The sequence below is a fragment of the Paracoccus sp. (in: a-proteobacteria) genome (assembly GCF_032007265.1).
Taxonomy (GTDB): Bacteria; Pseudomonadota; Alphaproteobacteria; order Rhodobacterales; family Rhodobacteraceae; genus Paracoccus.
Window position 1 is genome coordinate 1 of the sequence record NZ_DALZMB010000059.1, and the last position, 25,293, is coordinate 25,293.

The window sequence follows — 25,293 nt, forward strand, 5'->3', positions numbered from 1 at the left end:
TTTGGGCTGGCCTTTACCGTCAAAAGCTTTCTTGCCGTGGCGCTGCTCTCGGTCTTGGTGGCGACCCTGCCCCGTTACATCAGCTTTGCCCATCTTGATCCGCTGATCGGGGCATTGCTCTTCGGCTTCTTGACCGGTTCGGCACTTTTGGCGCTGTTTCGCCATGGCGCCTCACTGGGTGGAGTTGGGATTGTCGGGCTTTATCTTCAGGACAAGACAGGCTTTCGCGCCGGTTGGACGCAGCTGATCTTTGATGCCTGCTTGTTCATCTGGGCCTTCGCCATCCGGGATTGGCAGACGGTGGCCTGGTCGTTTTTGGGCGCATTGGTGGTCAATCTGGTCATTGCGATCAACCACCGCCGCGACCGCTATATCGCTTAAGCGGCCACGCCAAGCGCGCGCTTGACGTTAGCCGTCCAGCCCAAAAGCCTCAAATCGCCCGCTGCAATTGCCGGGCGCTTGATCAACGAGGGCTTGGCTTCCAGCATCTCGACCGGCGTTTTCGCGCGCTCGTCCTCTTTCATGCCGCGCCAGGTCAAACTGGCACGATTAACCAGCTTTTCACCAAACTGCTCATAAAGATCCGCCCATTCGGCAATGGTCAAGGGTGAGGTTTTGACATCGCGAAAGGTGATGGTCCAACCAGCAGCCTCAAGCTCGGCCTGGGCTTTTACACAGGTCGAACAATGGGCAAGACCATAGATTTCAAGGTTCTTCGTCATCTCGGCTCCTTGGATATGCTATCAAGCTTGTGCCAAGCCCTGCCCCCGAAGTCGAGAGCGGGTCAATGCCCGCCCTTGCCATCCTCATCATGAATGCGGGCTTTGATGCGGCGCATCGTGAACCAGACAACCAGCACGACAAGCGGTGTCAGGCAGGCGATCAGCAAAGCCTTTTCGATACCAAGACGCTCGGCCACCGGGTAAAGCGCATAGCCAAGCAAACCGACGGCATAATAGCTGATCGCGAAAACCGACAGACCCTCGACCGTGTGCTGCAGCCGCAGATGCAAATCCGCACGGCGGTCCATGCGGCGCATGACCTCTTGGTTTTGGGCACTGCGCTGAACATCGACGCGGGTGCGCAATAATTCACCCGCGCGTTCGGTGCGGTCGAGCATTGCTTTCAAGCGCATCTCGGCCGATTTCGCGGTGCGCATCGCCGGGTGATAGCGGCGACGCATGAATTCGCTAAGCATCTGGCGCCCGTGAAAGCGGGTCTCTCGCAGGACCGCAATCCGGTCCATCACGATTGCCTCATAGGCCGCCGTCGCGCCAAAGCGGAAGGAATGCTGTGTCGCTGCCGCCTCAAGCCGCGCGGACACTGACAAAAGATCTTGCAAAGTTGCCTCGGGTGAGCGGCTATCGTCGCTCATGCCTTCGACGATATCGGTCAGCCGGGGATCCAGCGCATTCAGTTGTTGGGTCAAATCCCGGGCCCGGCCAAGGCCCAGCATCGACATCGCGCGATAGGTCTCGAGCTCGAATATCCGCTGAACCGTGCGACCAATCCGGCCCGGCCCGACACCGGGGCGAACGAAAATCGCAAAGCGCATCAGACCCGCTGGATCAATCCGAAAATCGCCCGCGACAATCGCCGATTCGTCCAGCACCCAAACTGCCGTCATCGAATCGCGCGCAAACCACTCATCAAGCCGAGGCATGATATCGTCGGGATTTTCGGGCAAAGTATCGATCTGGATCATCACCGCAACCAGCCTTTTGCCAGGCGCGGCGCGCTGCCAGTCCTTGGGAAAGACCTCGGCTGCGGCCGGATCAAAGGGGCGCTGCGGCAGACCGGGCGCGAAGGCCGCATAGGTCACGAATTCAGTATGGCTTTCCCAGCGCAATTCCGAACGGCCAAGCTGGGTTGCAAAATGCCCAAGCGAAGTATCCGGTCGGGGTGCCCCGTGACGTCGACACAGGTCCGCCAGATGGGCCGCATCCCGGTTGTGATCACGATTTGCCGCATCTCGCGGCTCTTTGAATGCCAAGAAAACGGCCGTACAGGGCGCTGTCAGGCGCGGCGAGGGCCGGGCATGCAGTTCATTGACAAGATTATAACGCTGCGGGTGTTCGTCTGCGGGTTCCATGCCGCGACGTTAGCCTTTTGTCAGGACAGAGAAAAACCCAAAAAGCATCGCCCAAGGCCAAAGCCTCAAGGAATTTGAAGCCACGATCAGGAATTCGTGAAAGGGCTAGCATTGCATGCCAAGATTAGCCAAGGCAAATTGGTCAAAACAAGGGATAGTGGTTCAGAACATGCCAGTCACGCGCAGAATGCTTTTCGCCGGGGCCGCTTTGGCTGCCCTGACGGCCTGTACCGGGCCAAGCAAGTTCAAAAGTTACAGTGGCCCCCCCGTCACCTCGATCATCGTGAACAAATCCGCGCGCCAGATGATGCTGTTAAGCGGCAATAAGGCGATCAAGGTTTATAATATCGGCCTTGGCACGGTCCCGATCGGGCATAAAAACTTTGAGGGCGACGGCCGCACCCCCGAGGGGCTTTACTATATTGACCGCCGCAATCCCGACAGCCGCTATCACCTGTCGGTCGGCGTCTCATATCCCAATGATCAAGACCGCGCCTTTGCGCTTGCTTCGGGCCAAAGCCCGGGCGGCGATATTTTTATCCACGGTCAAGGCCCCGAGGGGCGCAGCCTGTCGAAACTGCGCCGTGACTGGACGGTCGGCTGCATCGCCGTCACTGATGAAGAGGTCGAGGATATCTATGCCATGGTTCAGGATGGCACCCCTATTTATATCTATCCCTGATCGCTTAGAATTCAGGCCTGCTCGGCGGGGACCAACCCCGCCACTGCAGCTTCAGCCCGCACTTTTCAAGCATTTTGGAAAAACTGCAATTCTGTGACATTTCATCCCATTGATGGCTTGCAGTCGGTTCAAAGCTTGGCTAGATACTGCCGCAGAAGTTGGGGCGTGGCCAAGTGGTAAGGCATCGGTTTTTGGTACCGTGTACCGTAGGTTCGAATCCTACCGCCCCAGCCAATTTTCTTTGACAATTCAGATCGTTTGCAGCTTGATCTGGCTTCCGTGTCTTGTCGCGGAATACCAAGGCCCTTCTTCGCTGGCCTCTGAGCTTTAAGTTGGCTTCGCACGCCGATGGTGGGGATGCTGGGCCTTGTTTTCAAAGGCCCAAGCTTACTGCCTTTTGCGGGACCGCAGATCAGTGCGCCCCGCTTGAATTTAACCAAGCAAGGGCATCTCGCTTTGGACGTGACGGGCGACCAGTCTGCGCCCCGAACTGCCGCGCAGCAACAAACGGGCGGGCACTGGCTGAACGACATCCAAACATTCTGGGAATATTTCCAGGATTTCGCGCAGCGCCTTGGCACCGATGATGCGCATCGCCTCGACCCCGGTAAAAAGCGACTCGGCCTCTGCCCCGTTTGCGTAAACGATGTGATGGCTATCGAAAAGGAAGTGAACATAAGTCACTTCTGCGCCGTCAGCAGAAATTTCGACGCCGTCTAGCCCAAGCAGCTCGCAAGCGGCAACCAAGACTTCCTTTGCGCCAAACATGCGCTGTGCAATCGCCGAGCGAACAAGAATGCGGTGTTGCGGCGAGACCATCAAATCTGCATCGGGAACCCCTGCCCCCAACGCGCCGGCACGGATGCGAATGGGACGAAGATGCGGCTTTTGCGCCAAATCCGCGCCTGAAAAATGGCGGCTTGCCAGCCACCGCACGGGTTGGAACGACGCGTCTTGGGTGCGAACCAGATCGCCGACCTTCAGGTTGCCGGCTTTGACCCGGCCTTGATCCGTGTCGATCATGGCTTCTGAACCAAAGCAGATCGTGTCGATATTGTCGTTCAGATCGACATCTGACCACGGAATCGAGGTGATCGGTGTCAACGAATTGATGGTCAACGATGCCGCAGTGCCCTGAGCTTGCACTTGGGGCGGAAGGAATGGCAGATCATAGTTTAACGGCAATTCTTGGTCGATCGGCAGCCAAACCGTTAAGGTTTTACTTGGATCGGTCGTATCGGCCAGCTGAACAATATAGCTGAAAGTGCCGTTCACCGTCACCCCGGTGTTCATCGAGCTCCAAAGCAGATTGGCACTGTAGATTTCTGTGACGGCATAACTCGCGCCCTGCCAGTGCATCACATCCGCAACGCTGATCTGTTGCGGGTCAGCAAGATCGATCTGGACGTTGTCCTGCATCTTGCCAAAAAAAGAAGAGCCTTCACTGCCCAGTGGCGTGATGACATCACCTGCGGCAGGGACGCCGCCAAATAGTCGAGTTACATCGTTGAGATTTGCCATATCGTTCACCGGATGAGCTGTATTGCACAACTTGTCCGTCTATTTGTGGCATTTGTCTATGATATTAAAAGGGATGTCGCGCCCCAACTCATTTCGCTTCATGAATAGAGTTCCGGCCAAATGCTGGCCGCACGCTTTGGCGCTGTTTCAGGCACCCGCCCCGTCATGAACCGCGCGCCCACCACGACGTTCTGCCGATGGACCTAAAGGTAATTTTGCCCAAAATAGCGGACGATATATAATATTTCTGCAAAATCAGAGCGCAGTTTTCTGTCGTTTTTATCTTTATGTTGCTTAACGGCTGGTCTATCACCGCTAGCGCTTACGCAGATTTCTGACGACTCTGGGCAAAAGGAGAACATTTTGACAATTCTCGACGACAAGCTCGAACCAATATTCGACGAGGTCGTGCGGCGAAACGCCGGCGAGCCGGAGTTCCATCAGGCCGTCCGAGAGGTGCTGGAAAGCCTTGGCCGCGTGGTCGCCAAGCGTCCCGATTATCTTGAAGATGCGCTGATCGAGCGCATTTGCGAACCCGAGCGTCAAATCATTTTCCGCGTGCCGTGGAGCGATGACAAAGGCAAAGTCCACATCAACCGTGGCTTCCGCGTTCAGTTTTCCTCGGCCATGGGCCCCTATAAAGGTGGCCTGCGCTTTCACCCTTCGGTGAATGTCGGGATCATCAAATTCCTTGGCTTTGAGCAGATCTTCAAAAACGCTTTGACCGGTTTGCCGATCGGCGGAGCCAAAGGCGGCTCGGATTTCGATCCCAAGGGCCGTTCCGATGCCGAAGTCATGCGCTTTTGCCAAAGCTTCATGTCCGAGCTCTATCGCCATCTGGGCGAATACACCGACGTGCCTGCGGGCGATATCGGCGTGGGTGCGCGCGAGATTGGCTATATGTTCGGCCAGTACAAGCGCCTGACGAACCGTTACGAGGCGGGCGTGCTTACCGGCAAAGGCCTGTTCTATGGCGGCTCTCTTGCCCGCAAGGAAGCCACCGGCTACGGCAATACCTATTTCACCCGCGCCATGTTGCAAACCGGCGGCACGGACTTTGACGGCAAGACCGTCGTGGTTTCGGGATCGGGCAATGTCGCCGTCTATACGATTGAAAAGGTTCAGTCTTTCGGCGGGAAAGTCATCGCCTGCTCGGATAGCTCGGGCTATATCGTCGACGAAAACGGCATTGATCTTGCGCTTGTCAAAGAGATCAAGGAAGTGCGCCGCGGCCGGATTTCTGAATATGCGCGCATCAAGGGCGAAGGCAAAGGCGTTTACTTTGTGAAAGCCAGCGATGGCTCGATCTGGGATGTGCCTTGCGAAGTTGCCATGCCCTCGGCCACTCAGAATGAGCTGACCGGCAAGGACGCCAAGAAATTGGTGAAGAACGGTGTTCTGGCCGTTGGTGAGGGCGCGAACATGCCATGCACCCCCGAGGCAATCCGTATTTTCCAGCAAAACAACGTCAAATTCGGTCCCGGCAAAGCCGCGAACGCTGGCGGGGTTGCCACCTCGGCGCTGGAAATGCAGCAAAACGCATCGCGTGACAAATGGACCTTTGAAAAGACCGAGGCTCGTCTGGCCACGATCATGCGTGACATCCACGACAGCTGCTATTCAACGGCTGACGAATTCGGCGCGCCGGGCGATTATGTCATCGGCGCCAATATCGCGGGCTTTATCCGCGTAGCCGAACCGATGCGCGCCTTCGGTATCATCTGATCAAAAAGGGGCCGGAATATCCGGCCCCTTTTTTTCGAATAGTTCCTGCCAGATTTAGGTCTTATCTGGACCGTAGCTTTCGACCCAATCGATCAGACGTGGCAAAGATTTCGTTTTGAAATCATAGCCGTCAATAATGGTTTTACGCGCAGCAACACCCATCGCCACCAGTTTTGGGTCATTTTCAAGCGCCCGGATCAGGGCCTGAACCAACCCCTCACGGTCAAAGTAATCGACCAGGCGCCCATTCTCACCATCTTTGATCAGCTCGCGGACCGGCGCAGTATCAGAAGCCACGATTTGGCAGGCGGCGGCCATCGCCTCGGTCAGGGACCAGCTAAGCACGAAGGGGATGGTCAGATAGCAATGGACCCGCGCGACCTGCAAAAGGCTAAGGTAGCGCGAATAGGGCACGCGCCCCAGAAAATGGATGCGTGACAGATCCAACTGGCCGTCAAGCTCACCAAGTATCTTGTCTTTCCAGCTGCCCCCCCCTTCGGGCGGCGAGCCATAGCTGACCCCGTCCCCCCCGATCAGCACCACCTGTGCATTCGGGCGCGCGCGCATGACGGCTGGCAAAGCACGCATGAATTGTAAAAAGCCCCGATAAGGTTCAAGCGAGCGCGACACAAAGCTGATCACCTCGTCGCCTGCGCGCAAAACCTGGCCATTGGCAAGTGTCAGCGTCGCATCGGGGTTTGGGCGCACCATCTCCGTGTCGATACCGTCGTGAATGACTGTCAACTTGCTGCGCAACTCGGGCGGAAAGGTTTCGGCCTGATAGACGGTGGGCGAGAGCCCCGCATCAGCCTGCACCAGGCCTTGGATCAGATGGGCTGAACGCGCCACGGTCGAGACCCGCGATTCCAACGTGCCCGAGCTGATTTCCGGATCAAAGCCAACATCATGGCCGCGGGTCTGATACATCAGTTCGGCATAAACAAGCAGCCGCGCCTCGGGCCAGATCTCTTGTAAAAACAAGGTCTCGCCCCAACCTGAATGGCCAAAAATCACATCAGGAATATAATTGTGCCGCTCGCGCAGCAGGCGGCAGGCGCGCGCAACCATCCAGCCCCGCTCGGCATGGTCGCAATAGGTGCGGCCAAGCCCCGCCAGTTTGCGATCAATTTTCTCGGGGGTTTTATAGCGCAGCATCTGCACCGTCGAGCGACGCTTGTTGTTCTCATCCGTCAGCGCCAAAATCTCGTCCCCGCGCTTTGCCAAGGCTGGCGCAAGGTTCAAAAACTGGCCGGGAAAGTTCTGATGGATGAAAAGGATCTTCATGTGGCGCGGTCCCGGAATGCCGCAGCCAGCAAGGCGCGGGTATAGTCAGCCTGTGGTGCGGTGAATATCTGTTCGGATGGGCCCTGCTCGACCACCTCGCCCGCGCGCATCACCATGATCTGATGGGCCATGGCGCGCACTACGCGCAGATCGTGGCTGATGAACAGAAAAGCCAGACCATGTTTGCGCTGCAAGCGGCGTAGCAGCTCGACGATCTGGACCTGCACTGTCATATCCAGCGCCGAGGTCGGCTCGTCCAAAACCACCACCTTCGGCCGCAAAATCATCGCCCTTGCAATCGCGATACGTTGGCGCTGTCCGCCCGAAAACTCATGCGGATAGCGCGACATCGCCTCGGGCGGCAAGCCGACCTCGTTTAGGATTTCGGCCACCATCTCGCGACGATTTCGCCCCGGATCGACCCCGTGGACACCCAGCCCTTCGGCGATGATCTGCTCGACCGTCATCCGGGGGGACAGGCTGCCGAAAGGGTCTTGGAAAACGATCTGCAAATCTCGGCGCAGGCGACGCAGCGGCTGGCCGGACCACGTGCTGATGTCCTGCCCCATGTAAAGGATCGGTCCCTCGCTGTGGATCAGCCGCATAATCGCCAGTGCCAGCGTTGTCTTGCCCGAACCGGATTCGCCCACGATCCCAAGCGTTTCTCCGGCATGAACCTGTAAGCTGGCCCCATTGACCGCCTTGTTATGGCCCACAACGCGACGCAGCAGGCCGCGTTTGATCGGAAACCAGACCTTGAGGTCACGCGTGGCAACATATTCTTCGGCGTCTGTCGCCAAAGGCTCGGCCCGGCCCTGCGGTTCGGCCGCCAATAGCTTTCGGGTGTATTCATGCTGAGGGTTTGCAAAAACCTGCTCTGCCGGGCCCTCTTCAACGATCTCGCCGTCTTTCATGACGCAAACACGGTCCGCAATCCGGCGCACCAGCCCCAGATCATGGCTGATGAAGAGCATCGACAGCCCCTCGCTGCGCTTTAGCTCGGCCAAAAGATCCATGATCTGGGCCTGAATGGTCACGTCAAGCGCGGTTGTCGGCTCATCCGCGATCAAAAGCTCGGGGCCATTCGCCAACGCCATCGCAATCATGATCCGCTGACGCTGACCGCCCGAAAATTGGTGGGGATAATCGTCCAGCCGGCTTTCCGCGTCGCGAATACCGACTTTGTTCAGCAGCTCGATGATCCGCGCCCGCGCCGATTTTCCTTTCAACCCTTGATGCAAAGTCAGGCTTTCACCCAATTGCCGCTCAAGGGTTTGCAGCGGGTTCAGCGAGGTCATCGGCTCTTGAAAGATAAAGCTGATGTCATTGCCACGAACACGGCGCAATTCGGCATCGGATGCGCCGATCAGTTCGTGGCCGTCATAGGTCACGCTTCCCTCGACCATGGCCGCATCGCCCAAAAGACGAACCGTGCTGAGCGCCGTCACGGACTTACCCGAGCCGGATTCCCCGACCAATGCCACGGTTTCGCCTTTACCAACCGCAAAACTAACCCCTTTGACCGCGGGAATAACCTTCCCGTCCTGACGAAAGCTGATGCGCAGGTTGGTGACCTGAAGAACTGCGCTCATTTGAAGGTCTTTCTTGGATCAAAGGCATCGCGCACGCCTTCAAAAATGAAGACCAGAAGCGACAGCATAATGGCAAAAGTAAAAAATGCGGTAAACGCCAGCCAGGGTGCTTGAAGATTTTGCTTGGCCTGAAGCGCCAGCTCACCCAAAGAAGGCGCCGAGGCAGGCAGGCCATAGCCAAGATAATCCAGCGCCGCGAGGCCGGAAATCGTACCGGTCACGACAAAGGGCAGCATCGTCAACGTGGCGACCATCGCATTGGGCAGGATATGGCGGAACATGATCACCCGGTCACTGACGCCAAGGGCACGTGCGGCGCGCACATATTCAAAGTTGCGCGCGCGCAGAAACTCGGCACGTACGACGCCGACCAGCGCGGGCCAACTGAACAGGACCGTCAGGAAGACCAAAAGCGAGAAGCTTCGGCCAAGGATCGCGAACATGATGATAATCACGTAAAGTGAAGGGGTTGACGACCATATTTCAAGAAACCTCTGAAACATCAGATCGGTCTTTCCACCGAAATATCCTTGGATCGCTCCGGCAGAGATTCCGATAACCGAGGCAATCGTCGTCACGACCAGCGTGAAGATGATCGACAGACGAAACCCGTAAATCACCCGTGCCAGAACATCGCGTGCAGTGTCGTCAGTGCCAAGCCAATGATGGGCATCTGGCGCACTAGGAGCAGTCCCCACATTGTTGATTGTGGTATAGTTATAGGGAATGAGCGGCCACAGCATCCACCCCTTCTCGATCGGCTCGCCCGCAACCTTTCCGGTTTTGGCTTCGGCAACAACGGCTTCTGGGTCGTCCCAGCATTCCTCGCGCCCGCCCGTCACGATCAGGCATTGCACGCCGGGATCCGTGTAGATCGCCTCGGTGCCAAAGTCGCCGCCAAAGGTTTTCTCGGCATAGAATTTATAGACGGGCACATAAAGGCTGCCGCGATAGCTGACGAGGATGGGCTTGTCGTTCGCGATCAGCTCGGCGAATAGCGACAGAACGAACAGCGTCGTAAAGATGATCAGCGACCAGAAGGCACGCGAGTTGCGGCGAAAGTTGCGCAGGCGCCGACGGTTGAGTTCGGAAATCGCCATCAGCCGGCCCTTTTGTCAAAATCAATACGGGGATCGACCAGCACATAGGTCAGATCCGACAGGATGCCGACCACCAAGCCGATCAGGCCAAAGACGAAAAGCGTGCCAAAAATCACGGGATAGTCGCGCTGCACCGCCGCCTCAAAGCCCAGGCGCCCCAGCCCATCCAGCGAAAAGATTGTCTCGATCAGGATCGAAGAGCCAAAAAAGACGCTAAGGAACAAGGCGGGGAAACCCGCGATCACGATCAGCATCGCATTGCGAAAGACATGGCCATAAAGCACGCGCCTTTCGGTCAGGCCTTTGGCGCGCGCGGTCATGACATATTGCTTGTTGATCTCATCGAGAAAGCTGTTCTTGGTCAAAAGCGTCAGCGTGGCAAAGCTTGAGATCGTGGTAGCAATGACGGGCAATGTGATGTGCCACAGATAGTCTTTGATTTTACCGAGCGTCGAAAGATCGGCAAAGTTATCACTGGTAAGCCCACGCAAAGGAAAGATTTTCCAATAAGATCCGCCTGCGAAAACCACCATCAAAAGGACGCCGAACAAGAAAGCCGGAATGGCATAGCCGATGATGATCAGTCCCGAGGTCCAGGTATCGAAAGCCGAGCCCGCGCGCACGGCCTTGCGAATGCCAAGCGGGATCGAAATCAGATAGGCCAGCAAGGTCGACCACAGACCAAGCGTGATCGAGACCGGCATTTTCTCAATCACCAGATCCACGACCGAGATCGAGCGGAAAAAGCTCGTGCCAAAGTCAAATCGCAGATAATTGCCCATCATGATCAGGAAGCGTTTGGATGCGCTTAGCTTTTCCTTGCTGCAATCGGGCGATTTCAGGTTCGGCTCCCCCTGGTGATCAGCGGTGCAGACGATACGGGCAAAGCCCATCTGCACCTCAAGCTGATCCAGCATTTCTGGCGGAAGCCCACGCGCACCCGCATATTGTTCAGATTGTGCGGATTGACCGCTGGTATCGCCGCCCCCCGAGATATTGCGAAAGGCGTCACCCTCGCCCTGGACCCGGGCAATGATTTGCTCGATCGGGCCACCGGGGACGAATTGTGTCAGGGCAAAGTTGATCAGCATGATGCCGATCAGCGTGGGTATGATCAGCAGCAGACGCCGCGACAGATAGGCCAGCATGTCCGCTCGTGTCCTCGTTCTTTTCTGTTCGAGGCCCGCGCTTAGCGCAGAGCCCCAGTCTTTTTGAGGTTTGCCGCCTTATCGGCGTCATACCACCAGAAATCAAGCTCGCCCAAAGCATAGGGCGGCAAAGTTTCGGGCCGCGCAAAGATGTCGTAATAGGCCAAAGTATAATCAGCCTTGTACCATTGCGGCACCCAGATACGCAGCGCGCGCAGGCTACGGTCCAAGGCCTTGATGATGGACTTCATCTCATCGCCATCTTCGGTCGCAATGCCTTGGGAAATCAGGTTGTCGATGGCTGGATTGGCGACGCCCGCGACGTTGAACACATCACCGACTGCGGTCGATCCGAAATACTGCTCGGTGCCGCCGCCGATATAGTAACCCTGCCCAAGCTGGTCGGTCACCATGTCGAAATCGAACGACCGCGTGCGCGTCGTCATTTCAGCATCATCCACCCGCGCATTGACCGCATCGATACCAAGGGCGCGAAGATTTTGCACGAAGGGGTTGATAATACGGTCAAAACTGACGTTGTCGTTCAAAATCTCAAGCTTTAGCGTCTCGCCCTTGCTGTTGCGGCGCAGCCCGTCATCTCCGGTGGGCCATCCCGCCTCATCCATCAGTTTCGAGGCTGCGCGCAGATTTTTGCGGTCCAGCTGGGTTTTGCCGGAAACGGGCTGAACCACCGCCTCATCCGTCAGGATCCCTTCTGGCAAATCTTTGGCCAATGGTGTCAGCAGCGCCAATTCCGCTGGCGTGGGCGTGCCTTGCGCCACAAGATCGCTGTTATCCCAGAACGAGTTGACACGCGTATTCAGCCCATAGAACAGGGTCTCATTCGACCATTCAAAATTGAACATCAAGCCGATGGCCTGACGAACGCGCAGGTCTTGGAATTTTTCGCGGCGCAGGTTGAACACCCATGCCTGCCCCGATGCGATATTGCCGTTCTTGGGGGTGTCGCGCTTGATTGTGCCATTGGCGACCGCCGGGAAATCATAGCGCGTCGCCCAGTGAATCGAGGATACCTCGTTGCGGAAGGTATAGACCCCCGCCTTGAAGGCCTCGAAGGCGCTGTCATAATCGCCGAAATACTCTAGCCGGATCGTGTCGAAATTGTGGCGGCCCTGATTGATCGGCAAATCCTTGCCCCAGTAATCCGGGTTGCGGCGCATCACCATTGAGCGGCCCATTTCAGCCCTGTCGAAAACATAGGGCCCGGACCCCAGAAAGGGCTTGTCGCCGCTTTGCTCGATGTCGCGGTTGTTGGCGCGAAAATCCTCTTGCGAGAACACCACCTGAGAGCCGACCTGCTGGATCACGTCGCGGCGCGGATAGTTCTGAGAAAAGGTGAATTTGACGGTGTGATCGTCGATGACATCGACCTTATCCACCATTTTTGCAATGGCCGTGCGATAAGACGACAATCCTTTGTCGCGCAGCAACTCGAAGGAAAAGCGCACATCATTTGCCGTCAGCGGTGAGCCATCCGAGAATTTGGCCTCGGGGCGCAGGTGGAAAATCGCCCAATCGCGGCTCTCGGGATATTCGACGCTTTCACACAGCAGACAGTAGGAGGTCCCCTGCTCATCCGCGACATCCTCCATGATGCGTTCAAGCATCATCGTCGACATGAAATTGGCACGGCCGCGATGGGTAAAGGGGTTATAGCTGTCAAAGCCACCAATCGACGATTCCGAGATCTCTCCGCCCTTGGGCGCATCGGGATTGACATAGCGCAAATGCTTGAAATCCGCGGGCAATTCAGGCGTGCCGAAGGTCGCGATGCCATGGGCCGTGATGGTTTTCTCCTGCTGCTGGGCCAGTGCCGGAACAAGGCCTAGGATGAAGGCGACGGGGGCAAGCAGCAGAGAGTGGCGCATCAAAGTTCCGATCTTGGCAAATCATTCTTCCAGACACGGTATCAGTCGCCAAGCCGGGTTCAACAAGCATTTGCGTGAATAAGAAAAGGCGCCAGAGTTTCCCTCTGACGCCTTCGTCAATTCAGCCCGGTTTCGGGCCGCAATCTTGGGCCAGACGGCCCGATCAGCTTATTTCAGCGTTTCGAGATAGGCGATCAGATTGGCGCGATCCTCGACCTTGGGCAGACCGCCAAAGGACATTTTCGTGCCTTTCACTGCTGCTTTGGGGTTGGTGAGGAAGTGCTCGAGCGCTTCGGGGGTCCAGGTCGGCGCATCTGCGACATGGGCCTTCATGCCATCCGAATAAGCAAAAGCTGCATCGCTGGCGACGGCGCGACCGACGACACCATTCAGGTGCGGGCCGATGCTGTCCGAGCCATCGATTTTGTGGCATGCTTTGCACTTGCTAAAGACTTTTTCGCCAGCAGCCGCATCAGCGGATGCCATGACGGTAGCGAAATCGGGGCCGGCATCTGCGGCGGCGGCGTCACCGCCGGCGGCGGCCTCGACGGGAATCGTGTAAGCCTGAGCGTGCTCTTCGCCGCCATGGCCTGCCTCACCCACCTGATAGAGGCTCGACGCGCCCCATGATACCAGCATGATGAACAGCAGCGGTGCAATGATTGCCCCTGCCGCTTTGGTGATGGTCATGGTGTTGAACATGTCTGCGGGTCCCCTGTGCGGTCTGTCCGTGGAATTGCGCCGTATCTATCCGCTTTTGTTCCACCGGTTCAAGGTATAGATCTCCTGCGCAATGTGCAATTGAAGCGGCATGATGCAGGTCAGACACGTGCCAGGGGAGGTCGGGCAAATGACAAAGAACGTAATCGCCTTTCAGGGCGAGCTTGGCGCCTATAGCCACGAGGCCTGTCGCCAGTCGCGTCCGGGCATGGAAGTGCTACCCTGCCGCACCTTTGAAGACGTGATTGACGCCGTGCGTAGCCATCAGGCGGAGCTGGCGATGCTGCCGGTCGAAAACTCGACCTATGGCCGGGTTGCAGATATTCACCACCTGCTTCCCGCCAGCGGGCTGCATATCATCGACGAGGCTTTTGTGCGCGTTCACATCAGCCTTCTGGGCGTGCCCGGCGCGACATTGGGCGATATTCAAGAAGCTATGAGCCATACGGTGCTTTTGGGTCAGTGCCGCAAGTTCATGCGCGCCCATAATATCTTGCCCGTCACCGGCTCGGATACGGCAGGCTCGGCGATGGAAGTGGCCAAGCGCGGTGATCGCAGCCTTGCAGCCCTGGCCTCGCCCATCGCAGGCGAGATCTATGGGCTGGACGAGCTGGGCCATGAGATCGAGGATTTCAAGAACAACACCACGCGCTTTCTGGTGATGTCGCGCGAGCCCGACCGTTCGCGCCGCGTCAACGCCGAAGGCAACCGCCAGATGATGACCAGCTTCGTTTTCCGCGTGCGCAATATTCCTGCCGCGCTTTACAAAGCGATGGGCGGCTTTGCCACCAATGGCGTGAACATGACCAAGCTGGAAAGCTATATGGTCAACGGAAACTTCACCGCGACCCAGTTCTATGCCGACATCGAGGGCCACCCCGAAGATCCCGCCGTCGCGCTGGCTTTGGAAGAGCTGGATTATTTCACGTCGAGCGTCACGATTCTGGGCGTCTATCCCGCCGATCCTCTGCGTCTGAAGCAAAAGGATCTGATGCCCGCCTAAGCGCGGTCATCACCGCTGGCCAGGCCGTGAGCTTGGCCATCCACGCCAGGGTTCTTCAAAGAATGACGCCAGCCTAATGGGCTGGCGCAATATCAGGCAGCGGCTGCCGATCTGGTCACATCGCCGATGAATTCGGCAACACGTTCTTCAAATTTGCGGTCCAGCGTACCCTTGCCCAGTTTGGCCGTTTGCAAAATCAAACGCGCCCGCATCGAGCGTGGCCGCAGGTCAATCGACAGGTTCAGTCGCGATTTGCTGCGCGTCAGCGCAATAATCGCCATATCGATTGTAATTTCAAACATATCCGACATGCCCTCAAGCGAGATCAGCTCGGGGCGGTCAAAGCGGGTCACATCCAGGCGCAGCTCGCGCCGCTTGCCCCGCCAGTCAAAGCCAATCTGCCAGGCCATGCCCGCGCCCGGCTCTCGGGCTGGGTCAATTCTGCGTACGATTGCCCCACGACGCACAAAAAGCCGTTCGAGGCGGTCGAAGTCCCCCATCACGCTGAATAACTGCTCCGCCGCAAGATCGGTATCCTGTCGCGTTGAAAATTTCATTCGTCAAACCTTGAAAAGATACGAGTTGGGCGCGGAAGTCCGTCCACCCATAAATTCATCTGCTCTATGGCAAAACCGACTCAGAGTATCAAGACACGCCTCCCCCTTTAACCACCTCTTTGCTTGGCTTGCACAGGGCGCCGACTCAGGTACTGTACAACCACAAATTGATGGATGCATGTCGAATGCTCGATTCCAATGATGCGCTGCGCGTAGAGCTTAGAATTCTGGCAACCACTGATTTGCACATGAATCTTCTGGATGAAAGTTCGTGCGCGCCCGCCGCTCCTGCGTCGCCTGGCCTTGCGCGTGTTGCCAGTCTTATTCACGAGCAGCGCAGAAACCACCGGAATAGCTTGCTTTTCGACAATGGTGATTTCCTGCACGGCACACCACTTGCCGATTTTCTGGCCGAGATTTCAGCGCAGGACCGGGCAGCCAAGCACCCGATGATCGCTGCGATGAACCAGCTTGGATATGATGCGATCACCCTTGGAAATCATGACTTCGCCTATGGTGGCGAGTTCTTGCGCAACGCCTTGCGAGACGCTCAATTTCCGGTGATTTCAAGCAATCTGACCATCGCGCGCACCGATGTCGTCAAGCCCTATGCCCTTTTGCATCGTCAGCTGATCGGTCGCGACGGGCTGGCTTATGACGTGAAAATTGGTGTTGTCGGCGTCTTGCCCACGCAGACCACGCAATGGGATCGCACGCTTCAGCGCTTCATGTCCGTGCAAGATATGAAGCAGGGCGTGGACCGCGCGTGTTGCGCGCTGCGCGCCCAAGGGGCGGCAATCATCATCTTGCTGGCCCATAGCGGGATCGCCGAGGCCGATTATCGCGAAGGCATGGAAAATGGTGCCGCAGCCTTGGCCGCCAGTTGCGATGTGGATGTGATTGTTGCGGGGCATACCCATCTGGTATTTCCGCAGCCCGAGGCCTCGGCGCACCCCGCAGATCCCAAGGACGCCACATTGGCAGGAAAGCCTGCGGTCATGGCGGGATTTTGGGGCTCACACCTGGGGCAGATCGATCTGGTCCTGCAACCCTGCCCGGACAGGGGTTGGCGCATCGCCAGCGCGACCTCAACTGCCCTGCCCGCCCTTTCCCATGATCATGATGTGGCCATCACGACGCTGGCGCGTCCCCATTTGGCCAGGACAGCCAGGTATTTTGATCGCAAACTGGCGCGAACCTCGACGGATTTGCACAGCCATTTTGCACTTTTGGGACAGGATGGCGGTCAAAAACTGGTGGCTTTGGCGCAGCGCTGGTACGCAAAAGCGGCGCTGCGCGGCACACAATGGCAAGATTTGCCCATCCTTGCGACGACCAACCCAAGCCGGGCTGGTGGGCGCAGCGGTCCGAATCACTATACCGATATTCCGGCGGGCCCCCTGCATCTTCGTGATCTGACAACGCTTTATCCCTATCCGAACCGCATTACGGCGCTTCAGGTCTCGGGCGAAGATATCAGCGATTGGCTGGAACGCTCGGCCAGTGCCTATCACCAGCTGCACCCCGACCGGCCCGAGCAACAGCTGATCAATCCCGACTTTCCCAGCTATAATTTCGATGTCATCGACGGGCTGGAATGGCTGATCGACCTTGGGCAACCGCCCCGATATGCCCCCAATGGTGCCCTTTTGAACGCCGACCGGCGCCGTATCCGCGATCTTCGACGCCATGGCGTGCCGGTTCAACCCGAAGATCGCTTTGTTCTTGTCACCAACAGCTATCGCCACGCCACCAATGGCCTGTTCGGCTGCGTCGCCTGTGGCAAGGATATCGTGCTGGATGAGGGCAAGCGTACGCGCGATATGCTGCGCCTCTATCTGCGCAGATGCCGAAATCTGGCACCCCAACCCGCATCAGGATTTGGCTTTGTCACGGCACAGGGCCAACAGGCGATCTTCGATACATCCCCTCTGGCGCGCGATCACCTGCAACAAATTGCCCATTTCGCGCCGCGCGAAATCGGGATGACGGACACGGGCTTTTTGCGTCTTCAGCTGCATCTTTAACTGTATTGAAGGGCTTGCATCCCGCCCGCACCCAGCCTATCTAGGCCATGAGAGGTTGGCGCGGGCGAGCGCCTCGCCAACCCGGTCAGGTCCGGAAGGAAGCAGCCGTAACGAGCCCCGCTTGGGTCGTTGTCCAGCCTCTCACCCAATCCCCCACCGAGATACAGTACTCCGCGCAGGGAATGGCGCTTTGCGCCTGCGCGCAGATTTTAGGGCCAAACGCTCTCTTTTGGCGCCGGCTTTCAAGGGGAATCGACACAGACCGCACGGCATGGCAGGCTGAACTTTTCGTCTTACGCTGCCCCTGCGAGTCCGCTGAATGCCCAATTCCAAGACCATTATCTGCATTGGCGCCATGCTTTGGGATGTCATCGGACGTGCCGATATGCGCATCAAACTGGGTGACGATCTGCCGGGCGCGATTTCTCAGCGACCGGGCGGGGTCGCGATGAATGTCGCATTGGCGCTTGCGGTTCAGGGTCTTGAACCCGTGATTTTATCCGCCGTTGGCCGCGATCCGGCGGGTGAGGCCTTGGTAGCCCGCGCCCGGCAATGCGGCGTTGATTGCGATATGCTTCACCATGCGGCATTGCGAACCGACAGCTATCTGGCCATCGAGGATCAAGATCAGCTTGTCGCCTCGATTGCCGATGCCCATGCATTGGAAACGGCCGGAGAGGCAATTCTTCTTCCCCTGCGTGATGGCCGCATCGGATCCGCGCAATCGCCTTGGGCAGGGCGCATTATTTTGGACAGCAATCCCGGCCCGGATGTCGTTGCTCAGTTTCGCGATGATCCCTGTCTGACATCGGCCGAGCTGCTGGTCGTGCCCGCAAGCCCCGCCAAAGCTGCGCGGCTTGCGCCCTTGCTGCGCCGCCCGCATACGACATTTTACCTGAACCGGGCCGAGGCCGAGGTCTTGGCGGGTTGCAGCTCCAATTCAGCCATAGATGCCGCCGAGGCGGTTCTTGCCCTTGGGGCGGCCCGCGTCATTGTCACCGATGGCCCCAATTCTTTGGCCGAGGCCATCTTGGATGGGCCAACCCTTAGCCTGACGCCGCCCCCGGTCACATTGCTGCGCGTGACAGGCGCGGGCGATCATCTGTTGGCCGCACATCTTAAGGCGCTGATCGGTGGCGCGCCCCGCGCCGAGGCGCTGCAACATGCCCTTCGCTCAACCACTGCCTATGTCTCTGGAAAGGACAATCCATGACCAACCTTCCGTTGCAACTGTCCGATGAGGTCGCGCAGGCACAGGCTCGCGGGCTGCCAATCGTCGCATTGGAATCCACCATCATCACCCATGGCATGCCCTATCCCCAGAACCTTAAGGTCGCGCGCGAGGTCGAGGCCTGCATTCGCGCCGAAGGTGCCGTGCCCGCAACCATCGCCGTCATCGCGGGTCAAATTCATATCGGCTTGAACGACAGTCAGCTCGAAGATCTGGCCTCGACCCCGTCCGATCAGGTGATGAAACTGTCGCGGGCCGATCTGGCGGTTTGTCTGGCGCAGGGCAAAACCGGCGCCACCACGGTCGCGGCCACCATGATCTGCGCGGCACTGGCCGGAATTCGGGTCTTTGCGACCGGCGGAATTGGCGGTGTGCATCGCGGCGCCGAGACCAGCTTGGATATTTCCGCCGATTTGCACGAGCTGGCGCTGACCCCGGTCACCGTGGTCGCAGCCGGCGCCAAGGCCATTCTTGACCTGCCCAAAACGTTGGAGGTCCTGGAAACCCTCGGTGTCCCGGTCATCGCCTATGGCCAAGATGCGCTTCCCGCATTCTGGTCGCGCGATTCAGGCCTGAGCGCGCCATTGCGCATTGACGACCCGGCGCGCATTGCTGCCGCCGCGCGAATGCGCCGGAATTTGGGCATTCGCGGTGGCCAGCTTGTCGTCAACCCAATCCCCGAAAGCGCCGAGATTGCCCGCAGCGAGATGATCCCGGTTGTCGATCAAGCCCTGGCCGAGGCACAGGCCCAGAACATCGCCGCAAAGGCGGTCACACCTTTCCTTTTGCAGCGGATTTTTGAGCTGACCGACGGACGCTCATTGGATGCGAATATCGCACTGGTGTTGAACAACGCCCGTCTTGGTGCGGCGATCGCCAAGGCCGAAACCGCAGGGCCTAATTAAGACAGCCCCCTGAAACGGCACTGCGAGGAATTTAAAAGCTCAATATCAATCAGATAATGGTTAATCCTGATATTTCTCGCAGCGCCGGAAAAGCCCGATCACCCCAGGACAGAACCGCGATCTGATCGCGCCTGCCTATTGCCCGGCAAGAAGGTCGGAAATATCCCAGCTGTCTTTCTGGCCCAGATCACCGTGATGGCGGGCCAGAAATTCATCGGCCGCCAGCCGCCCTGCCGCATGCATACGCTCAAGGAGCCCCGGCCCCGGCATCATCTTGCTCGAGGCGCGCAGCTCATTCATCAGCTTATCGTCATTGATCTTGTGCAGCAGGACGTTTTTCATCGGGCGGCCCGTCAATCGATCCTCGGCAAGCAGTCGCTTGACGAAATTGATGGCGCGCAGCTCGCCCAACAGTGATGCGTTGAAGCTGACCTCATTGATGCGGTCCTGAATTTCCGCAGGCGTATGAGGCAAAGTCTCGCGCAGCATCGGATTGATGTTCACCACCACGATGTCACGCGGCAGCTGCGGATCATAAAGCGGGAAAAGCGCGGGGTTTCCGCTATAGCCACCGTCCCAATAAGCCTCGATTTTCCCGGTTTTTGGATCCTTGATCTCGACCGCGCGAAACAGCGTTGGCAAACAGGCCGAGGCCATGATCGTTTCGGGGGTGATCTCATCATTGCCAAAGACCCTGATCCGCCCAGTCCGCACATTCGTGGCCGTCATGAACAGCGTCGGCCCATTGGGACGGAGCAAATCAGGATGGGGCATCTCGCGGATAATGGCGGATAAGGGGTTGCTGTAAAAGGGACCGAAATCATAAGGGCTGATCAGGCGTGTGACATTTTCCATCCACGCGACCGGCGAGAAAATCTCGGTCAGGCGCTGAAAGCTGCGCGGGGTTGGGATCATGCTGTGGATCCAGCGTGCAACCGGATTGTCGCTGACCTCGCCGACCTGAGCCCAGATATAGGCCAGGTTTTCCTTGGCCGCACGCCGCCCCTCTGGGCCTTTGCCGCAGGCCAGCCCCGCCTTCAGCCCTGCCCCGTTCAAGGCCCCGGCCGAAGTTCCGCTGATGCCCGCGATCTCGATGGTGTCGTCATCCAGCAACCGCTCGATCACGCCCCAAGCAAAGGCGCCATGCGCGCCGCCGCCTTGCAGGGCAAGGTTGATGCGTTTTGCCATCGCGCGCTCCTGCTGATTGCAAATGCAGCATAACCGCATATTGCATAACGAAAAGCCCACAGAGGCGACAAAAGAAACAAAAAAGCCCGATCGCAGCGACCGGGCCATTTTTTTGCTGTCCAAAGCCTCGGCTTAATCCGAAGAATTTGCCTCGGCGCGCGACTTACCGGCCACATCCATCGCCAAAGTTGCGGCCATGAATGCATCCAGATCGCCGTCAAGAACACCCTGCGTATCCGAGGTTTCATGGCCCGTGCGCAGATCCTTGACCATTTGATAGGGATGCAAAACGTAAGAGCGGATCTGGTTGCCCCAACCTGCATCGCCTTTTGCGGCGTGCTGGGCGTTGATCTCGGCGTTACGCTTGTCGAGCTCCATCTGATAGAGGCGCGATTTCAAGGCGGCCATCGCGTTGGCACGGTTTTGGTGCTGCGATTTTTCCGACGATGTCACGACAATCCCGGTCGGCAAGTGGGTGATACGCACGGCCGAATCCGTGGTGTTGACGTGCTGACCGCCCGCACCGGACGAGCGATAGGTATCGATGCGGATTTCATTATCGGGAATGACGATCTCGATATTGTCGTCCACGACCGGATAGACCCAGATCGAGCTGAACGAGGTATGGCGGCGCGCGGCACTGTCATAGGGCGAAATCCGCACCAGACGGTGAACGCCCGATTCCGACTTGAGCCAGCCATAGGCATTCGGCCCCGAAATCTTATAAGCAGCCGAACGGATACCCGCCTCTTCGCCCGAGGTCTCGGACATCAATTCGACATTATAGCCCTTTTTCTCGGCCCAACGCACGTACATCCGCGCCAGGATCGAGGCCCAGTCACAGCTTTCCGTGCCGCCCGCGCCCGCGTTGATCTCGACAAATGTATCGTTGCCATCGGCCTCACCGTTCAGCAGGGCCTCCAGCTCTTTCTGAGCGGCCAGCTCTGCCAGCGCCTTCAGCGACTTTTCGGCATCCGAAACGATCTCTTGATCGCCTTCGGCCTCGCCCATCTCGATCAACTCAAGATTGTCAGCCAATTCGCTTTCGATGCGCTGATAGGTGCCAACCGCATCCGACAGCTTCTGACGATCACGCATCAGCTTTTGCGCCCGTGCCGGATCTGACCACAGATCGCCGTCCTCGATCATCGCATTCATTTCCTCGAGGCGATGAGGTGCGGTTTCCCAATCCAGCCGCTGCGCCAGAAGCTTCAGCGACTTGCGGATCGTGTCGATGGTGGCCAGAGTTTCGGCACGCATGGGTTTTGTCCTTGTTATTCAGACCAAGAGAGATAGCGCGCAGGCGCGGCAGGGGCAAGAACCCGTCCCGCCTGACGACGCAAGATCAGTAAAGACCACCCGACGACAAAGTGCCGAAATCGGCCTTTTTCGGAATGACCTTTTTCTGGCCGGTCGAGGTGGTGACCGCCTGACCGCCGCCGTCGCCTTGCGAGTACAGCGGTAATGTATCGGGGTCGACACGCGCCCAACCGCCATCGATCAGGAAGTCTTTGTTTTCCCCGCCGTCGCGGAAATATTCGGCGATGACATTGGGGCCTTTTGCATCCGGCCCAAGGCGCTGGCCGGTAAAGCGGTCAATATTGACGAAATGGCCCCCCGGCGGCACCTTGAAGGCGCTGCCGCCATATTCCTTGACGGCCTGTGTCATAAACTCTTGGAACACCGGAACGCATAGCGTGCCACCAAAGGCATTTCCGCCAAGTGAGCGCGGATTGTCATATCCCAGATAGCAGCCCGCAACGATGTTCGACGTATAGCCGATGAACCAAACGTCCTTGGCATCATTGGTGGTACCGGTTTTGCCGGCAACCGGCACAGGCAAATTGACCCCACGCGCCGAGCCACGCTTGATCACGCCCTCCATCATCGAGGTGACCTGATAGGCGGTGATCGCATCCATGACACGCTCGCGGTCAGACCGGATAACCGGCCCCGTGCCCGCAGGCCAGGCCTCTTGATCGCAGGTCGTGCAGACGCGCTGATCATGGCGATAGATCGTGCGGCCACGACGGTCCTGAACGCGGTCAACCAAGGTCGGCTCGACCCGCTCGCCACCATTTGCGAACATCGCATAGGCAGCCACCATCTTGAACAGCGTGGTTTCCTGAGCGCCAAGGCTGTTGGCCAGGAAATGGCCAAGCTTGTCATAGACGCCGAATTTTTCCGCATAGGTCGCGACCGTATCCATGCCGATCGTTTCCGCGATACGAATGGTCATCAGGTTGCGCGACTGCTCGATCCCGGTCCGCATCGGCGTGGGGCCATAGAATTTGCCGCTGGAGTTCTTGGGCGTCCACAGGCCTTGCGGCGTGTTAACCACGATCGGCTCGTCCACCACGATGGTTGCGGGCGTATAACCGCTGTCCAGTGCCGCCGCATAGACAAAGGGTTTGAAGCTGGAGCCCGGTTGACGCTGCGCCTGAGTGGCCCGGTTGAACACCGAGGACTGGTAAGAAAAACCGCCCTGCATCGCCAGCACACGGCCGGTGTTCACATCCATGGCCATAAAGCCGCCTTCGATCTCGGGAACCTGGCGAAGGGTCCAGCGGATAAAGCTGCCATCGCTGTCCGAGGTCATCTGGCGCACTAAGACTACATCGCCGACCTCAAGCAGGTCCGATGCAACCTTGGCCTTGGGACCAAGCTTTCCGCCGGCAAGGCGCTTGCGGGCCCATTGCACGTCCTTGGCAGGGATCACGTAACCCGTGCCGTCCTCGGCCACGCCCTCGATGCCGATACGTGCGTCGCTGGCACCCAGTTCCAACACCACGGCGGGCGACCAACCTTTGATGTCGCGCGGCACCTGTGCATCGCGCAGCGCTGTGCGCCACGCCTCTTCACTGCCAAGCTGCTCGGGGTCGATTTTCAGATTGGTGCCGCGCCAGATCCCCCGGCTGCGGTCATATTTCTCAAGTGCCGTCTGCAGCGCACTGGCCGAGACATTCTGCAGCTTCTCATCCACCGTCGAGCGGATCGACAAGCCGCCGCCAAAAAACTCTTCCTGACCAAATTCGCGCGACAGCTGGCGGCGGATTTCATCGGTGAAATAGTCGCGCGGCGGCAAGCCCTGTGCGAAAGACGGGAAATCTCCGTTCTGGACCGAACGAAGCGGCAGCTCGCGTTCGCTTTCATAGGTCGCTTGATCGATATAGCCGTTCTGCCACATTTCGCGCAGGACGTAATTGCGCCGCTCGGTCACGCGCTCTTTGGCGCGAACGGGATGATAGCGCCCCGGCGCTTGGGGCATCGCCGCCAAGGTCGCGGCCTCATGCGGGGCCAGATCGGTCAGTGCCTTGTTGAAATAGGTCTGCGAGGCGGCAGCCACACCAAAGCTGTTCTGACCCAGGAAAATCTCGTTCAGGTAAAGCTCAAGGATCTGATCCTTGCTCAAGGTCGATTCCAACCGCGTGGCCAGAATCAATTCCTTGATCTTACGCTCGACACTGCGGTCGGATGACAGAAGGAAGTTCTTCATCACCTGCTGCGTGATGGTCGAGGCGCCGCGCATCTGCCCGCCCGCGCGCAAACCCTGCACCACCGCCCCGATCATGCCGCGCACGTCATAGCCGTGGTGGGTGTAGAAGTTCTTGTCCTCGGCGGAAATAAACGCCTCTTTGACCAAAGGCGGAATTTCCGCGATTGGCACAAAAACCCGGCGCTCTTCGGCAAATTCGTCGATCAGCTGGCCCTCGCCGGAATAGATCCGGCTGATGGTTTTCGGGCTATATTGTGCCAATTGCTCGTGACTGGGCAGGTCGCGCGAATAGATCCACAGCACCCCCCCGACGGTCAGGGCGATGAATGCGGCAGCGGTGACGATCCACGAAAAGATCGCTCCGAAAAAGTTCAACAGAAAACGCAGCAACGGGCCAGCCTCAGGGTTTGCGTGCGCCTCTATAGACGCGGGTCGGGTGGGCGTCAAAACAAGCTTGCATTATTTTCGCAAAAGCCCTGAACGCGTGGTTTCATCCTTGGACCAGTTTGCGATTGCCTGAGCAATGGATGTGGCCATCCGGGCGCGCCAATCAGGATCGAACAAATTGGCCCGGTCATTGGGGTCGGTCAGAAAGCCCAATTCGATCAGCACAGACGGAATATCGGGCGATTTCAACACAGAAAAGCCCGCACCCCGCACCGGACGGCGATGCATATCAAAGCCCGAGCGCGACATTTCCGAGGCGAGCATTCCCGCGAAATTCTGCGAACGGGGGTGGGTTTCCAGACGTGCCAAGTCCATCAGAACCTGTGCCACCTCATCGTCAGTGCCCGTCAGATCAACACCCGACAAAATATCGTCGCGGTCGTGGCGCGAGGCAAGCTCTAGCGAGGCGCGGTCGTTGGATTCGCTGTCCCAGATATAGATCGTGGCCCCTGCCGCCTGCCCCGCAGGAAGGGCATCCGCATGGAAGGACAGAAAAAGGTCCGCCCCCTGCGCCCGGGCAATCGTCATGCGCCGCTCAAGGGGAATGAAGGAATCATCCTCGCGGGTGGGAATGACCTCGTATCCTGCGGCTTTCAGCACATCGCCAAGCTGCGCGGCAAAACCCAGCATCACGGCTGCCTCGCTGATCGCGCCCACCTGTGCCCCTGGATCGATGCCGCCATGGC

At 58.2% G+C, this 25,293-nt stretch carries 21 protein-coding genes, 1 tRNA gene and 1 other RNA gene; 9 read left to right on the forward strand and 14 right to left on the reverse strand.

Annotated elements, in window-relative coordinates; translation table 11 throughout:
* A partial coding sequence (locus RTS12_RS12840) for a YitT family protein (RefSeq protein ID WP_312529135.1) occupies positions 1–381 on the forward strand: 381 nt, incomplete at its 5' end.
* Here the strand turns inward: RTS12_RS12840 and RTS12_RS12845 are convergent.
* Both RTS12_RS12845 and RTS12_RS12850 read right to left on the reverse strand, forming a co-directional pair.
* On the reverse strand, positions 378–722 hold the full coding sequence (locus RTS12_RS12845) for an ArsC/Spx/MgsR family protein (RefSeq protein WP_312529137.1): 345 nt from the start codon (positions 720–722) through the stop codon (positions 378–380). The two genes, RTS12_RS12840 and RTS12_RS12845, sit on opposite strands and share 4 nt — an antisense overlap.
* Before the next feature lie 62 nt (positions 723–784).
* Positions 785–2,092 carry a DUF3422 domain-containing protein gene (locus RTS12_RS12850; RefSeq protein WP_312529139.1) on the reverse strand — a complete coding sequence of 436 codons (1,308 nt, stop codon included), beginning with the start codon at positions 2,090–2,092 and terminating at the stop codon, positions 785–787.
* 169 nt (positions 2,093–2,261) lie between these two features.
* On the opposite strand from RTS12_RS12850, the gene RTS12_RS12855 reads away from it, so the two are divergent.
* Both RTS12_RS12855 and RTS12_RS12860 read left to right on the forward strand, forming a co-directional pair.
* Positions 2,262–2,774 carry a murein L,D-transpeptidase family protein gene (locus RTS12_RS12855; RefSeq protein ID WP_312529140.1) on the forward strand — a complete coding sequence of 171 codons (513 nt, stop codon included), beginning with the start codon at positions 2,262–2,264 and terminating at the stop codon, positions 2,772–2,774.
* A gap of 159 nt (positions 2,775–2,933) precedes the next feature.
* A tRNA-Gln gene (locus tag RTS12_RS12860) sits at positions 2,934–3,008 on the forward strand.
* Between the two features lie 198 nt (positions 3,009–3,206).
* Here the strand turns inward: RTS12_RS12860 and RTS12_RS12865 are convergent.
* Entirely contained in the window at positions 3,207–4,295 is a 1,089-nt protein-coding gene (locus tag RTS12_RS12865; RefSeq protein WP_312529141.1) for a Hint domain-containing protein, read from the reverse strand.
* Between the two features lie 363 nt (positions 4,296–4,658).
* Here RTS12_RS12865 and gdhA point away from each other — a divergent pair, with 363 nt between their 5' ends.
* Positions 4,659–6,020, forward strand: a complete 1,362-nt coding sequence (gene gdhA / locus RTS12_RS12870) for an NADP-specific glutamate dehydrogenase (protein ID WP_312529143.1) — start codon at positions 4,659–4,661, stop codon at positions 6,018–6,020.
* 54 nt (positions 6,021–6,074) lie between these two features.
* Here the strand turns inward: gdhA and RTS12_RS12875 are convergent, their stop codons facing one another.
* The 6 genes from RTS12_RS12875 to RTS12_RS12900 form a co-directional block, all read right to left on the reverse strand.
* A complete protein-coding gene (locus tag RTS12_RS12875) occupies positions 6,075–7,304 on the reverse strand; it encodes a glycosyltransferase (protein ID WP_312529145.1) in 1,230 nt (409 codons plus the stop codon).
* Positions 7,301–8,896 carry an ABC transporter ATP-binding protein gene (locus RTS12_RS12880; RefSeq protein WP_312529147.1) on the reverse strand — a complete coding sequence of 532 codons (1,596 nt, stop codon included), beginning with the start codon at positions 8,894–8,896 and terminating at the stop codon, positions 7,301–7,303. The genes RTS12_RS12875 and RTS12_RS12880 overlap by 4 nt, the downstream gene beginning before the upstream one ends.
* A complete protein-coding gene (locus tag RTS12_RS12885) occupies positions 8,893–9,996 on the reverse strand; it encodes an ABC transporter permease (protein WP_312529149.1) in 1,104 nt (367 codons plus the stop codon). Before RTS12_RS12885 ends, RTS12_RS12880 begins: the two co-directional genes overlap by 4 nt.
* Entirely contained in the window at positions 9,996–11,144 is a 1,149-nt protein-coding gene (locus RTS12_RS12890) for an ABC transporter permease subunit (protein ID WP_312529150.1), read from the reverse strand. Before RTS12_RS12890 ends, RTS12_RS12885 begins: the two co-directional genes overlap by 1 nt.
* 41 nt (positions 11,145–11,185) lie before the next feature.
* Positions 11,186–13,033, reverse strand: a complete 1,848-nt coding sequence (locus RTS12_RS12895; RefSeq protein ID WP_312529151.1) for an extracellular solute-binding protein — start codon at positions 13,031–13,033, stop codon at positions 11,186–11,188.
* Positions 13,034–13,201: 168 nt separating this feature from the next.
* Positions 13,202–13,735, reverse strand: a complete 534-nt coding sequence (locus RTS12_RS12900; protein WP_312529153.1) for a cytochrome c family protein — start codon at positions 13,733–13,735, stop codon at positions 13,202–13,204.
* A gap of 148 nt (positions 13,736–13,883) precedes the next feature.
* On the opposite strand from RTS12_RS12900, the gene RTS12_RS12905 reads away from it, so the two are divergent.
* Positions 13,884–14,756 (forward strand): prephenate dehydratase, encoded by an 873-nt coding sequence (locus RTS12_RS12905; RefSeq protein ID WP_312529154.1) that lies wholly within the window; start codon positions 13,884–13,886, stop codon positions 14,754–14,756.
* A gap of 92 nt (positions 14,757–14,848) precedes the next feature.
* Here RTS12_RS12905 and RTS12_RS12910 read toward each other — a convergent pair whose 3' ends face one another.
* Positions 14,849–15,313 carry a hypothetical protein gene (locus tag RTS12_RS12910; RefSeq protein WP_312529156.1) on the reverse strand — a complete coding sequence of 155 codons (465 nt, stop codon included), beginning with the start codon at positions 15,311–15,313 and terminating at the stop codon, positions 14,849–14,851.
* Positions 15,314–15,498: 185 nt separating this feature from the next.
* Here RTS12_RS12910 and RTS12_RS12915 point away from each other — a divergent pair, with 185 nt between their 5' ends.
* From RTS12_RS12915 to RTS12_RS12930, 4 genes are all read left to right on the forward strand, one after another.
* Positions 15,499–17,340: a bifunctional 2',3'-cyclic-nucleotide 2'-phosphodiesterase/3'-nucleotidase gene (locus tag RTS12_RS12915; protein WP_312529158.1), complete on the forward strand. Its 1,842-nt coding sequence runs from the start codon at positions 15,499–15,501 to the stop codon at positions 17,338–17,340.
* Positions 17,341–17,388: 48 nt separating this feature from the next.
* Positions 17,389–17,487, forward strand: an RNA gene (ffs, locus tag RTS12_RS12920) — signal recognition particle sRNA small type.
* Positions 17,488–17,659: 172 nt separating this feature from the next.
* Entirely contained in the window at positions 17,660–18,553 is an 894-nt protein-coding gene (locus RTS12_RS12925) for a PfkB family carbohydrate kinase (protein WP_312529160.1), read from the forward strand.
* Entirely contained in the window at positions 18,550–19,476 is a 927-nt protein-coding gene (locus RTS12_RS12930; RefSeq protein ID WP_312529162.1) for a pseudouridine-5'-phosphate glycosidase, read from the forward strand. Before RTS12_RS12925 ends, RTS12_RS12930 begins: the two co-directional genes overlap by 4 nt.
* A gap of 135 nt (positions 19,477–19,611) precedes the next feature.
* Here the strand turns inward: RTS12_RS12930 and RTS12_RS12935 are convergent, their stop codons facing one another.
* The 4 genes from RTS12_RS12935 to RTS12_RS12950 form a co-directional block, all read right to left on the reverse strand.
* On the reverse strand, positions 19,612–20,664 hold the full coding sequence (locus tag RTS12_RS12935) for a patatin-like phospholipase family protein (protein WP_312529164.1): 1,053 nt from the start codon (positions 20,662–20,664) through the stop codon (positions 19,612–19,614).
* Positions 20,665–20,796: 132 nt separating this feature from the next.
* Positions 20,797–21,924, reverse strand: a complete 1,128-nt coding sequence (prfB, locus tag RTS12_RS12940) for a peptide chain release factor 2 (protein ID WP_312529166.1) — start codon at positions 21,922–21,924, stop codon at positions 20,797–20,799.
* An 85-nt stretch (positions 21,925–22,009) separates the two neighbouring features.
* On the reverse strand, positions 22,010–24,550 hold the full coding sequence (locus RTS12_RS12945) for a penicillin-binding protein 1A (RefSeq protein ID WP_312529168.1): 2,541 nt from the start codon (positions 24,548–24,550) through the stop codon (positions 22,010–22,012).
* A gap of 69 nt (positions 24,551–24,619) precedes the next feature.
* Positions 24,620–25,293 (reverse strand): N-acetylmuramoyl-L-alanine amidase (locus RTS12_RS12950; protein ID WP_312529171.1); only part of this gene is annotated, 674 nt, incomplete at its 5' end.

What these genes read in the sequence shown, in the direction of transcription:
- RTS12_RS12845 (WP_312529137.1), bottom strand. Translation starts at nt 722, where the DNA reads ATGACGAAGAACCTTGAAATCTATGGTCTTGCCCATTGTTCGACCTGT.
- RTS12_RS12850 (WP_312529139.1), bottom strand. Translation starts at nt 2,092, where the DNA reads ATGGAACCCGCAGACGAACACCCGCAGCGTTATAATCTTGTCAATGAA.
- RTS12_RS12855 (WP_312529140.1), top strand. Translation starts at nt 2,262, where the DNA reads ATGCCAGTCACGCGCAGAATGCTTTTCGCCGGGGCCGCTTTGGCTGCC.
- RTS12_RS12865 (WP_312529141.1), bottom strand. Translation starts at nt 4,295, where the DNA reads ATGGCAAATCTCAACGATGTAACTCGACTATTTGGCGGCGTCCCTGCC.
- RTS12_RS12875 (WP_312529145.1), bottom strand. Translation starts at nt 7,304, where the DNA reads ATGAAGATCCTTTTCATCCATCAGAACTTTCCCGGCCAGTTTTTGAAC.
- RTS12_RS12880 (WP_312529147.1), bottom strand. Translation starts at nt 8,896, where the DNA reads ATGAGCGCAGTTCTTCAGGTCACCAACCTGCGCATCAGCTTTCGTCAG.
- RTS12_RS12885 (WP_312529149.1), bottom strand. Translation starts at nt 9,996, where the DNA reads ATGGCGATTTCCGAACTCAACCGTCGGCGCCTGCGCAACTTTCGCCGC.
- RTS12_RS12890 (WP_312529150.1), bottom strand. Translation starts at nt 11,144, where the DNA reads ATGCTGGCCTATCTGTCGCGGCGTCTGCTGCTGATCATACCCACGCTG.
- RTS12_RS12895 (WP_312529151.1), bottom strand. Translation starts at nt 13,033, where the DNA reads ATGCGCCACTCTCTGCTGCTTGCCCCCGTCGCCTTCATCCTAGGCCTT.
- RTS12_RS12900 (WP_312529153.1), bottom strand. Translation starts at nt 13,735, where the DNA reads ATGTTCAACACCATGACCATCACCAAAGCGGCAGGGGCAATCATTGCA.
- RTS12_RS12905 (WP_312529154.1), top strand. Translation starts at nt 13,884, where the DNA reads ATGACAAAGAACGTAATCGCCTTTCAGGGCGAGCTTGGCGCCTATAGC.
- RTS12_RS12910 (WP_312529156.1), bottom strand. Translation starts at nt 15,313, where the DNA reads ATGAAATTTTCAACGCGACAGGATACCGATCTTGCGGCGGAGCAGTTA.
- RTS12_RS12915 (WP_312529158.1), top strand. Translation starts at nt 15,499, where the DNA reads ATGCTCGATTCCAATGATGCGCTGCGCGTAGAGCTTAGAATTCTGGCA.
- RTS12_RS12925 (WP_312529160.1), top strand. Translation starts at nt 17,660, where the DNA reads ATGCCCAATTCCAAGACCATTATCTGCATTGGCGCCATGCTTTGGGAT.
- RTS12_RS12930 (WP_312529162.1), top strand. Translation starts at nt 18,550, where the DNA reads ATGACCAACCTTCCGTTGCAACTGTCCGATGAGGTCGCGCAGGCACAG.
- RTS12_RS12935 (WP_312529164.1), bottom strand. Translation starts at nt 20,664, where the DNA reads ATGGCAAAACGCATCAACCTTGCCCTGCAAGGCGGCGGCGCGCATGGC.
- prfB (WP_312529166.1), bottom strand. Translation starts at nt 21,924, where the DNA reads ATGCGTGCCGAAACTCTGGCCACCATCGACACGATCCGCAAGTCGCTG.